Raw genomic sequence first — 13718 nt, forward strand, 5'->3', positions numbered from 1 at the left:
CCGCCAGCGTTCGTCCTGAGCCAGGATCAAACTCTCCATAAAAAGAAATTTGATTAGCTCAAATTGTTTTGCTGGCATCATGTTTGATGTCCAAATTTTGTTTCGTTCACCAACTCAAGGTTAGCTACTTAAAACTTTATTGATTACGTTTTGCTTGTTCAGTTTTCAAGGTTCATTTCGTCACCATTTGTTTTCAGCGACTTTATTATCATAACTTGTATTCAACAAGAAGTCAACAACTTTTTTAAAATCTTTTTTTATCAAGTCGTCCTTCTTGTTAAGGACAAGTAATAATATATAATATAGCATTTTAAAAATCAAGCTTTTTTAGAAAAAAACTTAAAAATCTTTTTCTCATCGACTATAAACAATAGAATTCCTACTATAACAATGAATCCACCAATAATTTGTGTGGCTATTAAATACTCTTTAAAAATTACAAGAGCTAAAATGGCCGCTCCAATTGGTTCAAATAATATCGCAATCGAAACTACATTTGTACTAACGTATTTGATGGACCAATTAAATAGTGTATGACCAAATAAATTAGGAACTATCGCTAATAAAATAAAACATATCCAGTCCATAATAGAATAAGGGCCGAATGATTCACCTTTAATAAGAACATAGATCAATAACGTAATTGTACTAACAACATAAACAATCATCGTGTAAGTCACAAGAGATAACCTTTTACGTACATCCTGTCCAAATAAAAAGTAGGCTGTAACAAGTACACACGCAATCAAAGCAAGCATATCTCCATAAAATGCAGTTCCACTAACTTTAAAATCTCCCCAACTAATTAAAACACTTCCGATTATCGCAATTGCTCCTGCAATAATAGTTTTTAGAGTAATCTCCTCTTTAAAGAAAAAATATGTACCTACAAATGCAAACAATGGCTGAAGGGTAACCAAAACTGTAGAACTTGCTACAGAAGTGTAATTGAGTGATTCAAACCACAATATAAAATGAAAAGCTAAAAATATGCCTGCAATTGAAGAAAATAGCCAATCACGTATTCTTAATTGTTTTACCTCGTTAGTGTATTTCCAAAAAAACAGAGGAGCCATTATTAAGACTGAAAACAACATACGGTAAAACGCAATAACTCCTGCTTCTGCATTTGCTAATTTTACTAATATGGCAGATAAGGATACAGAAACAACGCCAATAAAAATAGGGATGTATGGATGAATTTTTGGTTTCTCCATAAAATCCAACCTCCAATTAATTATGCCTCGGCATAATTGCGTCCGGAATCGCCCGAGGATTTAACTGCTTTCAGTGAATGTTTGGACACCCGCTGAACACTCACTTAAACCCACATTCACCTCACTACCTATAGAGGCGAGTGACTTATGCCTAAAAGAAGTTAAAAAATACTTATACATCATTCCGATCGTGATGTACAATACAAAAAAGTAATGTACATATAATAATGACACCTTGCATATCTCTTAGCAATACGAAATATCTGTGGAGGGTTGCTTATGGAAACCTTATTTGGAAATATGATTACATATGAAGTTGGCATAAAATTAGTTATTGCAGCCACATTAAGTTTAGTAATCGGCATTGAAAGGGAATTAAAAAAGAAACCTGTAGGATTAAAAACAAGCTTAGTCATTGCTACATTTAGCTGTTTATTAACTATTATTTCGATTGAAACCGCCTATTCAACACCCCCAAGGTCTGACATCAATATTACAATGGATCCTCTTCGCTTGGCTGCCCAAGTTGTTAGTGGAATTGGATTTCTTGGAGCAGGCGTTATTTTAAGACGCGGAAATGATAGTATCTCAGGTTTAACTACCGCTGCAATGATTTGGGGAGCAGCTGGGATAGGAATTGCAGTTGGCGCAGGATTTTATATGGATGCTACATTAGCTGTTATTATCATTGTCTTCGGAATTGAGGTTTTATCGCCGTTTCTTATGAAAATAGGACCAAAACGGATTCGTATGCGAGAAATATCATTGAAAGTTCAGATTAACAATGATGAAAACAGCGAATCTTTTCTTCAATTTCTAAAGGAGAACAATATTATCATCGAAAACATTCGTATTCAAGCTGTTCCAAACAATGATAATGTTTTACATGAATTAGATTTACGTTTATCATTAATTATCTCTGATAACTTACTGTCATTTTATCGTTCATTACGAACACTATCTTATATAGAAAAAATAGAAATGGAAATTTTAAACTAGTTGGAGGATTCTTCGTGGCAGAAATATTAAAACTATTAAAAGACGGTAATAAACCCTCTCTTATGGCGGCATTTGTAAATGCCTTTTTAGGAATTATTAAAGGTGCTGCCTTCTTCTTTACAGGTAATGTTGCTATGTTTGCAGAAATGATGCACTCTTTGGGAGATGCAGCAAACCAGTTTTTCGTTTATATCGGCTCAGCTCTTTCGAAAAAAGCACCGACAAAACAATTCCCTTCAGGCTTTGGTCGAATTGTAAATTTAGTTTGTCTTTTTGCCGTAATTATCGTAGCTATCCTTTCTTATGAAACAGTAAAAGAAGGCTGGCATCATTTTATACATCCTGCAGAAGAATCTAAAGGAATGCTCATTGCACTTGGAGTATTATTGATCGGGATTGTTTTAGAAGGGGCTGTGCTTGCTAAAGCTGCGGTTGAAATTCTCCATGAAGCCGGTCAGGAAAAAGCAGGAATACTAACAGCAATTCCTAAAGCTTTTGGCTATTTGAATCGCGCAAAACCAGCAACAAAATTAGTATTTATGGAAGACTTAGTTGCTACAGGTGGTAATGTTTTGGCCTTCGCTGCTATTTTAATCGCACATTTTACAGGCTGGACAAATATAGAAGGACTTGTTTCAATGATTATTGGCTGTATGATGTTCTATGTAGTAGCAAAAGTGTTCCTTGATAATGCACGTGGCGTTATTGGTGAAACAGACGAAGAAATGCTCAACCATATTGCTCATATTGTCATGGATGACCCGAACATTCAAGATATTGTACGCTTAGAGGTTATTAAAGAAGGCGAATTTTTACATGTGGAATTAGTTGCTGAAGCTGACGCTAATCTATCACTCGCTTTTCTAGATGACGTACGCGACCATTTAACAGAGATCATTTCAAGTCAGAAGGGCGTAACAAAAGTGACCATTTTATTTGATGAGGATGATGGCACAATAGATTGGGTGCATATTGGCGAAAGACCAGAAACTAAACATTAAAACAGTAACATCAACCTTATTATCCAAAATATTTTTTCTATAATAAGATAAATAGCCAATTGCCATATTTCAGGCACTTGGCTATTTTTTAAATTAATTGTAGACGCCCTCGTTTCACTTAATCATATCTTCAACGAAGCCACCTTGAACCTCTCCATTACATACAAAAATATGATTCTGACACGACAATAAAAATATGAGACCACAATGCGTAGCCTCATATCCATTTTCAATATTAAAGTGAGTTTTGCAAAATAGTACGGACATCTTCTTCTTGTAATTTGTTGAAGTTTCCAAAAGGTCCATTTTGCATAGCATGTTCTACAATTTGATTGAATTTCGAATCATCAATATCATAATCTGCAAAGCGACTCGGAGCTCCTAATGAAGTCCAGAATGAAGATATACGATCAATCCCCTCATATGCAACTTCTTCCGGTGACTTCCCTGTCGCATCAACGCCAAAGACACGTGTTGCAAGGCCTGCAAAACGTTCTGGATTCACCGATACACTTAGACGCATCCAATGAGGCTGTAAAATTGCTAATCCACCTGCATGAGGAATATCGTAAACTGCAGATACAGCATGCTCAATATTATGTGACGCCCAATCACCGCGAGAGCCAATTGATAAGAATCCATTTAACCCAATTGTTCCAGCTAATAAAATTGTTTCACGTAACTGGATATTCTCCAAATCGTCAAGTAATTTAGGCGCTGTAGAAATGACAGTTCGTAACACACCTTCACACATTTCATCTGTAATTGGTGTATTCGTCGTACTATGGAAATACTGTTCAAATACATGTGACATCATATCAACGATTCCATAAACTGTATGATCTTTTGGTACTGTCACTGTATACACTGGATTTAAAATTGAAAATTTCGGGAATGCAGCAGGACTACCCCAACTTAGTTTTTCTTCTGTAGCTGCGTTTGTAATAACAGAGCCAGAGTTCATTTCGGAGCCTGTTGCAGCAAGCGTTAAAACTGTTCCGAGCGGTAAAGCGTCCTGCACGAAGACTTTACGTTTCACAATATCCCACGCATCGCCATCATATTTTGCACCAGCAACGATTAATTTTGAACAGTCAATAACGGAACCTCCGCCAACGGCTAGAACAAGGTCAATTCCTTCTCTTTTACAAATATCAATACCAAGTCTTGCCGTTTCAACACGCGGATTTGGCTCGACACCACTCAATTCAAAGATCGTTTTATCCGCTTCATGTAACTTTTCGATGACGGCATTGTATACACCATTTTTCTTAATGCTACCTCCACCATATACAACTAACACCTTTTTACCGTATTGCGCGATCTCTCTTGGTAACTTTTCCAGTGCATCTTCACCAAAATGTAACTTCACCGGATTATAAAATGTAAATGAATCCATTCAATTCGCCCCTTTCTAGTTGGATTTTCTCATATTTCTATTAGGGAAAGCAAAGATTAAATTTTGACGTGTAGTCGTTATAAATCTTATGAAATGAATCTATTCGGGAACTGGGACATTTATTTCTGCTTATTTCTCCTGTATGAACTCATAGCATTTTAAACAATCCTAGTTTTTGTTTTACTCGATTAAAAATTCTAACAGTAAAAACATATACTGCTCATCAAAGTATCAGCGATTTTCTCGATGTTATCAGAGTGAAGCGGCTCATTAGACGCCCCCAAGAATGCGCCCAGCCGGAACGGAAATCACTCCCTCGTTTTGCCCAAGAGCCATACTTTATTTAATTTGACGCCTTAATTTCATTGACACAATAAGTCTTTAAAAACATGAAACGAGCCATCCCATTAAAGGAATGACTCGTTTCATATTTATATTTTGATTAAACCCATCCACGGAAGCGTGAAGCTTCTGCAGTACGGCGAACACCTACCATATAAGCTGCTAAACGCATGTTAATGTTACGTGTTGTTGCTGTTGTATAAACGTTTTCAAATGCATCAACCATTTTTTTGTATAGACGTTCTTCAACTTCTTCCTCAGTCCAGTAATAACCTTGGTTATTTTGTACCCATTCGAAGTAAGAAACTGTTACCCCACCAGCAGATGCTAATACGTCTGGTACAAGTAAAATGTCACGCTCAGTTAAAATTCTAGTTGCTTCAGCAGTTGTTGGACCATTTGCTGCTTCTACTACGATGTTTGCTTTAATGTTGTGTGCATTATCAGCAGTAATTTGATTTTCAATAGCAGCAGGCACTAGAATATCACAATCAAGCTCTAATAATTCTTTGTTTGAAATTGTGTTTTCAAATAATGTTGTTACTGTACCGAAGCTATCGCGACGATCTAATAAGTATTCGATATCTAAACCTTCCGGATCATGAAGTGCACCATAAGCATCTGAAATACCGATTACTTTTGCACCTAAATCATGCATGAACTTCGCAAGGAAGCTACCTGCGTTACCAAAGCCTTGAATAACAACGCGTGCACCTTTAAGATCAATGCCACGTTTTTTCGCTGCTTCTTGGATAACGATTGTTACACCTTGTGCAGTAGCACGGTCACGACCTTGAGAACCACCAAGCACTAGCGGCTTACCTGTGATGAAACCTGGTGAGTTGAATTCATCCATACGGCTGTATTCGTCCATCATCCAAGCCATAATTTGCGCATTCGTAAATACGTCTGGAGCAGGAATGTCTTTTGTTGGTCCTACGATTTGACTAACTGCACGTACATAGCCGCGGCTTAAACGTTCAATTTCACCCATAGACATTTGACGTGGGTCACAGATGACACCGCCTTTACCACCGCCATAAGGTAGATCCACAATACCGCATTTCAATGTCATCCACATTGAAAGCGCTTTAACTTCTTCCTCAGAAACTGCTGGGTGGAAACGTACCCCACCTTTAGTTGGTCCTACAGCATCATTATGTTGTGCACGGTAACCAGTAAATACTTTAGTTGTACCATCATCCATTTTCACTGGGATGCGTACTTGTAACATGCGAAGTGGTTCCTTTAACAATTCATACATTGCTTCGTCATAGCCAAGTTTATTTAGAGCATCTTGAATGACATCTTGTGTTGATGTGAATAGGTTTAAGTTTTCAGACATATTAAATCGCCTCTTTGTTTTATTTAATGATAGTATATCGGCATCATTGTAACATACTTCCGAATTAAAATGTGAACATTTTGTTAAAGATTAAAAACTTTTTCAATTTGTTCAATTGACCAATCTAAATCTTCTTGAGAAATAACAAGTGGTGGTGCAAAACGAATTACTGTATCATGCGTTTCTTTACATAATAAACCTAATTCTTTAAGCTTTTCACAGTATGGACGTGCTGCCTCAGTTAATTCCATTCCGATGAATAAACCACGACCACGAACTTCTTTAATAACCGGGTTATTAATGTTGCGTAATCTACCTTTGAAATATTCACCTAGTTGGTGTGAACGCTCAGCTAATTTTTCGTCTAATAATACTTTAATTGAAGCAACGGAAACAGCACATGCTAAAGGATTACCACCAAATGTTGAACCATGTGACCCTGGATTGAATACACCTAAAATGTCACGATTAGCCGCTACGCAAGAGATCGGGAATACACCGCCGCCTAAAGCTTTACCTAGGATGTACATATCAGGCTCTACTTCTTCCCAATCACACGCAAACATTTTACCTGTACGTGCTAAACCAGCTTGAATTTCATCCGCAATAAATAATACATTGTTTTCACGGCATAACTCGCGAGCTGCTTGTAAGAAGCCTTCTGGTGGAATAACAATACCCGCTTCACCTTGAATTGGTTCAATTAAAAACGCTGCAGTATTCGGTGTAATTGCTGATTTCAATGCTTCTAAGTTACCATAATCCACTAACTTAACATTCGGTAACATCGGACCGAAGCCACGACGATATTCTTCATCAGAAGATAAAGAAACAGCAAGCATTGTACGGCCATGGAAGTTTCCGTTACATGCAATGATTTCAGCCTTGCCATCTTCTACACCTTTTACATCATATGCCCAACGACGAGCTGCTTTAAATGCAGTTTCTACCGCTTCTGCACCTGTATTCATTGGTAAGACCATTTGTTTATTCGTTAATGTACCAACAAGCTCATACCATTCACCAAGGTTTTCGCTATAAAATGCACGAGAAGTTAATGTTACTTTATCAGCTTGCTCTTTTAACGCAGCGATAATTTTTGGATGACGATGTCCCTGATTCACAGCAGAGTAAGCTGATAGCATATCTAAGTATTTGTTTCCTTCTGGATCTTTTACCCAAGCACCCTCAGCCTCTGAAATAACGATTGGCAGTGGATGATAGTTTGCAGCACCAAAATTTTGAGTTTGTTCAATAACTTGTTGTGTTTTTGTCATATAGTATTCTCTCCTTACTTTCATCATGAAAAATCTATGGAAGACTAAAAGCTAATTTACTAGACAGCATTTTCTGAATAAAGAAAAAATAAGAATCTACTCGCTTCCCCTAGGTAAAGCCGCCTCGACGTTAGCTACTGCGGTTCTTGCCAGGCTTACTTTCCCAGGAGGAGTTTCGCAGATTCTTTTTAATTCTAATACTTATAGAAAAGCCTTACCTTAAACATTAAAGCATTTCTGAAGTTGTTTTTGCTTGCATGTGAAGTTGTAGATAGTCAGGGCCACCTGCTTTTGAGTCTGTACCTGACATATTGAAGCCACCAAATGGTTGGTAACCTACGATTGCACCTGTACAACCACGGTTGAAGTATAAGTTACCTACATGGAAATCTTCACGTGCTTTTTCTAAATTCACACGATTATTTGTAATAACCGCACCAGTTAAACCGTATTCAGTATCGTTTGCAATATCAATTGCTTCATCGAAATCTTTAGCTTTTGTAATAGCTACAACTGGTCCAAAAATTTCTTCTTTCATAACACGTGCATTACGATCTACGTCTGCAAATACTGTTGGTTGGACGAAGTAACCAACTGAATCATCAGCTGTACCACCAGCAACAAGGCGACCTTCTCCCTTACCAATTTCAATGTATTCTGTAATTTTGTTGAATGCTGCTTGGTCGATAACTGTTGCCATGAAGTTGCTGAAGTCTACTGGATCACCAACTGTTAGTGCATTCGTAAGCTCCACTACACGATTCACAACTGTATCATATACATCTTCAACGATAACAGCACGAGAACATGCTGAACATTTTTGACCTGAGAAGCCGAATGCTGATTTTACGATAGATTGTGCAGCAAGTTCTAAATCTGCTTCTTTATCGACAACGATTGTATCTTTACCGCCCATTTCAGCGATTACACGTTTAATCCAAATTTGACCATCATTTAATACCGATGCACGTTGGTTAATACGTAAACCTACATCACGTGAGCCAGTGAAGCTGATGAAGCGTGTTTTTGGATGATCAACTAAGTAGTCACCTACTTCTGCCCCAGAACCTGGTACAAAGTTCACAGCACCTGCTGGCAGACCTGCTTGCTCTAATACTTCGATAAATTTATAAGCAACTACTGGAGTTGTAGAAGCTGGTTTTAATAATACAGTGTTACCTGTTACTAAAGCTGCAACCGTTGTACCTGCCATAATAGCGAATGGGAAGTTCCAAGGTGAAATAACAATACCAACCCCTAATGGAATATAGTCATAACGGTTGTATTCACCTGGACGGCTTTCTACAGGTTGACCGTCTTTAATACGTAGCATTTGACGACCATAGTATTCTAAAAAGTCGATTGCTTCTGCAGTATCTGCATCAGCTTCAGCCCAAGGTTTACCTGCTTCTTTTGTTAAAAGTGCAGAGAATTCATGTTTACGACGGCGAATAATCGCTGCTGCTTTAAATAATACATCTGCACGAATAGCTGGATCTACTTTTTTCCAAGTTTTAAATGTTTCATCAGCCGCTTGCATCGCTTTTTCAGCTAACTCTTTACTTGCTTTTGATACGCGACCAATTACTTCTGTTTTCTTTGCAGGGTTATATGAAATGATTTTATCTTCTGTAGTAATACGTTCGCCACCAATAATAAGTGGATAGTCTTGACCTAAATAACTCTCAACTTTATTTAAAGCCTCTACATATGCGTTGTAGTTTGCTTCTTGAGTAAAATCCGTGAATGGTTCGTGTTTGTATGAAATCATAATTTATCCTCCCTAGTGAGATGTATTTTAGTGTGCAAAAAACATTGACGCAAAATATTTTTGCGTTTAGAATATTCTTACACTTATTATAATGCAAAATTTCGTTGCATATTTCAAGTAAAAATTTTTTTGAGGTGCACATTTTATGAAAATTTCTGAACCCTTACTACCTTTTTATGAGTTTATTGCAACAAATGTAACTGTTGGTATTCACGCCGTAGACCTTTCTGGCAAAACAATTATTTATAATACAAAGATGAAAGAAATTGAGGGATTTCATTTTGATGAATTAGCAGATCGTTCTGTTATTGAAATGTTTTCCTTCCGCCAGCATGAAAGTACTTTAATGCGTGTTTTACAAACTGGTCAAAAAGAAATTAATGTTAAACAAACCTATTGGAATAAAAATGGTCATGAAATTACAACGATTAATGATACTTTCCCACTTTATACTGAAAATAAACTAATTGGAGCAATTGAATTTGCTCGTGACATTACATCACTCGAAAAGCTTGTTTATCAGCCTCTTCGTCGATATGGTGAACCATTAACATTCGATGTCATTACTTCTGTTTCCGAATCGATGCAACAGGTTATCGCAAATGCCAAAAAAGCAGCAGCTGTGAAATTACCTGTTTTACTAATTGGTGAATCCGGTACAGGAAAAGATTTAATCGCAGAGGGTATTCACCATGCAGCATCTTCTGATCCTGAAGCATTTGTCACTCTAGTGAGTCGTCGTTCTGCACAATCTGTTTTAGATAAATTACAGGAGCTCTTACAGGATGACAAAGCATACACTTTTTTCTTTGAACGCATTGATTTTTTAAGCCTAGATATCCAAGAGCAATTATTAGAAGTATTGCAATCCCTTCCACAGTCAAAGTACATGCTCATTGGGAGTGTTGGTAGCGATCCAATTACATTAATTGCGGAAAAGAAGCTTTCAAAATCACTCTATTATTTCTTTGCAACAATGGCCATTACCATCCCAAATTTAACAGATCGAAAAGAAGATATTCTTCCATTCGTAGAGGATTATTTTAGCCGCCATCGAGAACGCTTTGCTTCAAATGTAGCGGAACTTGCACCTGATGTACGGGATTTATTCTTGCAATATGATTGGCCGGGGAATTTAAAGGAGCTTGAGCTATTACTAGATGAAATTGTGTCGTTTATGACGACTGAGTCAACAGTTACCTCAGATTTACTCCCGCTGCATTTTCGTTTCAAGGTACAACAGCAAGATGAATCCAATCGCGAGCCGGAATTCTTTATGTTCCATCAACAAAATGATGTAATGCCGCTCGATGCTTATTTACGTGAAGCCGAATCATATTATGTGCAAAATGTCTTAAATTTATATGAAGGCAATATTACAAAGGCTGCTAGCGCACTTGGCATGAGTCGCCAAAACTTACAATACCGAATTCGGAAAATAAAAAATCAGTAATTTTGAATATAAAAAACGAGGATGCCTTCAATATGAAAGCATCCTCGTTTTATTATCCCGCATTAACAGGCAGTAATTTTTGCTGTATCGAAAGTGAATTCACCTCACCAACTATAGAAGTGGGAGACTTCCGCTGAAAGAAGTAAAAGATTCACTTTATTGTCCTGACTGCTCGATCCAGTCCTGTAATTTATCTTTTAGTGAATTAAAACCATTCGCATCCGATTCATCTACACGGTCCTGCAATGATTTACGTGGTGGTGCATCTTTTTTACGCAATGTTGCTGGGCGCTCTTGCAAAGCTCGAATCGATAAACTAATTTTTTCGGCCTCTTCATCGATTTCAAGTATCTTCACTTCTACCTCTTGCCCAACTGATAAAAACTCACTAACATCCTTTACAAAGCCATACGTAATTTCGGAAATATGCACAAGGCCTTGTGTATCTTCATCAAGCGCAACAAATGCACCGTACGGCTGAATACCTGTAACTTTTCCGTTCAACACGTCTCCTAATTCATATTTTTTCACCATAACCTCTTGCCCACTTTCTTTTTGATTGCTACGTATATATCACCTTAAATTATAACATACGTGTAAAAGTCGGGCAAAAAATCTCCTTAATTGTTAATAGCACTAATTAGGTAACGCGTCCCACCATTTTCAGTTGCTACAGTGGTTAATTTAAAGGATAATTGCTGTCCAATTACTCCATGTGCCGCACTTTTTACAGTGGCTCTAATATTAAGTGACGAATCTCCTATTGCATGAAGAGCCGTAAAATTCCCCATCCCATCAAACTGAACAACTGTATTGATATCCACATCATCAGTTAAAAGTCTCTGAGCTATGTCACGATCACCAACCCCATGAGCATATAAAAATAAACTAACGATATTAATTGGATTTAATGTGTCGATCATTGTATCATCCCTCGTCTCAACATAAGAATTGTAAAGTAATTTAGTTTGCTCAATCCAATTGTCATCAATCGCTATACTTGTTGTTCCATCTTGTGTCTGCATAAATATATCTTTTCGCAAATGTAATATGCCCATCCATATATCGTATGTTGTTAACTGTTCTAGCGTTTTGGATTGTCCAGTTACCTTTATTTCATCTAGTATTAATTGGGCTGTTTCGCGCATGGCCTCACCATAATCCCCATTCGCTATTTTAGCTAATAAATCCATGTATTCAGACTTGTATTGCCCAGTTTTTGTACGAATTGGATTGGTTTCAGTTCCTTTAAAAATGGCAAGCCATGTATTTTCAAACTCTCCCTTTAATACGTTAAAATTATCATTATACTCATCGGAATTATCCGCTAAAAGTGTTTGTTCATAGAGACGCAGAATCGTTGTAGAGTCCTCTATAGAATAGCGTAATTCCCCGCCAATAAGTAATGAACCTGTAGCTAAATGTTTGAAATAACCTAATACATCCGGATGAAGACGGTCAATATATTCAGGTGCGTCTTTTCCGAAAACGGCATTTGGTTTAAATTCAAAACTTTCTCCATTATATCGTAATTCTAAATATTGTTTATTAGCCGAAGCAATTAATTGATTTAAGTCTGCAGGAAAACTTTTTGGTTTTTGAGATAAAACTTTTTCATACTGAGCAAGTTTATTGGAATAATAGAGTGCAATGTCTTCAGCTCTGTAAGAATATATACTATAAAAATAATAAGATTCTTCAAATGTCATAAGACCTTCGTAAGTTTCGATATACTGTATAAGCTCACGTGGCGTTTGTAGATCATCCAATATATCTGTTTCTAATCCTTTAAAAAAGTCATTATTTACGGTCTGTATCTCTAGAAACATCTCTTTTCTTTTAGGTAAAGAGTAGACTTCATTATCTGCATTTTGAATTAATGATATTTCACTAAACTCTTTCTCTGGTATGTCGAGCTCTTTACGCATTTGCTCACGCTTTTCTTGATATTTCTTTGTAAAGTTTGAAAGCCATTCGTCATATTCTTGGTCCTGTTTTTGTTCTTGTTTTTGTTCAGTTGTTTGAACAAATGTCGATGGATTAATTACATACGACGAAACTAGCACACCCACTAAAAGTACACTTGCGATACTTGCTATCCAAACAGCTGGCTTTTGCCATTTTGAGGGAGGCTTTTGAGTGGTATTGGATTCTTCTGCTTGTTGCATTGTATTTTCTGCCTCAATTTGTACGAAAACAGCTTCTGGATCTAGCTGTGGTTCTATCCGATCGTAGGATTTTTTTAGAAGCTCCATTCGTTTTTCAAACTGTTTATCGTCCATTTTTAACACTCCCCTCTTGCATTAACTCTGCTTTGAGTTTTTCCTTGGCACGTAATATACGAACTTTGACAGCTGATAACGAGATATTTAGTACCTCCGCTATCTCCTCATACTTTAATTCATGGAAGTAAAATAATATGAGCGGGTAACGATATTTTTCATCAAGTGCTTGAATGGCATTATGTAATAGCCTATCCTCCTCAAAATTAAGGACATGCTTCTCTGCTGAAGATGAGGGCGTTTGTTGCTGAGCACTTAGCCTTTCTTCTTTCGCCTGCTCTCGTTGTTCTTTGCGATAATAATCACGTGTGGCATTTAGTGTGATTTTATAGAGCCATGTTGTAAAACGATCTTGCTTAAATTGATGTAAAAAACGGTAGAGCTTCACAAATACCTCCTGCGAAACGTCTGCTAGGTCATTACTATGTACGCCGCATTGAAAGGCAAATTTTTCAACTGTTCGTTGATGTATTCGGATAAGCTCTATATAAGCGTCTTTGTCTCCTCGCTGAGCTCGTTCGATTAATTCAGTTTCTGTCACTGTCATCCCTCCTTTGTACATGAAACGAAACATTTCTCCTAATTGTTACATATTTTACTTATTATTAAAAATCCATATACTTTTGCCGGTA

At 37.0% G+C, this 13718-nt stretch carries 11 protein-coding genes; 3 read left to right on the forward strand and 8 right to left on the reverse strand.

From position 1 onward, the window contains the following. Window positions 1-317: 317 nt before the first annotated feature. The gene (locus tag ACVWXS_RS05005) at window positions 318-1217 is read right to left on the reverse strand and encodes a DMT family transporter (RefSeq protein ID WP_456956586.1); all 900 of its coding nucleotides are present in this window, start codon (window positions 1215-1217) and stop codon (window positions 318-320) included. A gap of 279 nt (window positions 1218-1496) precedes the next feature. Between ACVWXS_RS05005 and ACVWXS_RS05010 the strand changes: the two genes are divergently transcribed. Further along, on the forward strand, window positions 1497-2216 hold the full coding sequence (locus ACVWXS_RS05010; protein WP_368637765.1) for an MgtC/SapB family protein: 720 nt from the start codon (window positions 1497-1499) through the stop codon (window positions 2214-2216). Between the two features lie 14 nt (window positions 2217-2230). Beyond that, complete coding sequence (locus ACVWXS_RS05015; protein ID WP_374965544.1) at window positions 2231-3217, forward strand: cation diffusion facilitator family transporter; 987 nt, start codon at window positions 2231-2233, stop codon at window positions 3215-3217. Window positions 3218-3452: 235 nt separating this feature from the next. On the opposite strand, the gene ACVWXS_RS05020 is transcribed toward ACVWXS_RS05015, so the two are convergent. From ACVWXS_RS05020 to pruA, 4 genes are all read right to left on the reverse strand, one after another. Next, on the reverse strand, window positions 3453-4616 hold the full coding sequence (locus tag ACVWXS_RS05020; protein ID WP_456956589.1) for an iron-containing alcohol dehydrogenase: 1164 nt from the start codon (window positions 4614-4616) through the stop codon (window positions 3453-3455). Between the two features lie 442 nt (window positions 4617-5058). Continuing rightward, complete coding sequence (locus ACVWXS_RS05025; protein ID WP_456956591.1) at window positions 5059-6303, reverse strand: Glu/Leu/Phe/Val family dehydrogenase; 1245 nt, start codon at window positions 6301-6303, stop codon at window positions 5059-5061. Between the two features lie 83 nt (window positions 6304-6386). Then, a complete protein-coding gene (locus ACVWXS_RS05030) occupies window positions 6387-7580 on the reverse strand; it encodes an ornithine--oxo-acid transaminase (protein ID WP_456956593.1) in 1194 nt (397 codons plus the stop codon). Between the two features lie 226 nt (window positions 7581-7806). Further along, window positions 7807-9351 carry an L-glutamate gamma-semialdehyde dehydrogenase gene (gene pruA, locus ACVWXS_RS05035; RefSeq protein WP_402991699.1) on the reverse strand — a complete coding sequence of 515 codons (1545 nt, stop codon included), beginning with the start codon at window positions 9349-9351 and terminating at the stop codon, window positions 7807-7809. 145 nt (window positions 9352-9496) lie between these two features. Here pruA and ACVWXS_RS05040 point away from each other — a divergent pair, with 145 nt between their 5' ends. Continuing rightward, the gene (locus ACVWXS_RS05040; RefSeq protein WP_374965538.1) at window positions 9497-10804 is read left to right on the forward strand and encodes an AAA-type ATPase lid domain-containing protein; all 1308 of its coding nucleotides are present in this window, start codon (window positions 9497-9499) and stop codon (window positions 10802-10804) included. Between the two features lie 156 nt (window positions 10805-10960). Here the strand turns inward: ACVWXS_RS05040 and yugI are convergent, their stop codons facing one another. The 3 genes from yugI to ACVWXS_RS05055 all read right to left on the reverse strand — a co-directional run bounded on the left by yugI (window position 10961) and on the right by ACVWXS_RS05055 (window position 13627). Next, window positions 10961-11338 (reverse strand): S1 domain-containing post-transcriptional regulator GSP13, encoded by a 378-nt coding sequence (gene yugI, locus ACVWXS_RS05045; protein ID WP_368637772.1) that lies wholly within the window; start codon window positions 11336-11338, stop codon window positions 10961-10963. Between the two features lie 86 nt (window positions 11339-11424). Continuing rightward, a complete protein-coding gene (locus ACVWXS_RS05050) occupies window positions 11425-13086 on the reverse strand; it encodes a hypothetical protein (RefSeq protein ID WP_456956596.1) in 1662 nt (553 codons plus the stop codon). Then, window positions 13076-13627, reverse strand: coding sequence for an RNA polymerase sigma factor (locus ACVWXS_RS05055; RefSeq protein ID WP_223555781.1), 552 nt, complete (start codon window positions 13625-13627; stop codon window positions 13076-13078). Before ACVWXS_RS05055 ends, ACVWXS_RS05050 begins: the two co-directional genes overlap by 11 nt. Window positions 13628-13718: the final 91 nt, after the last annotated feature.

It is taken from the genome of Lysinibacillus sp. TE18511 (assembly GCF_054062295.1).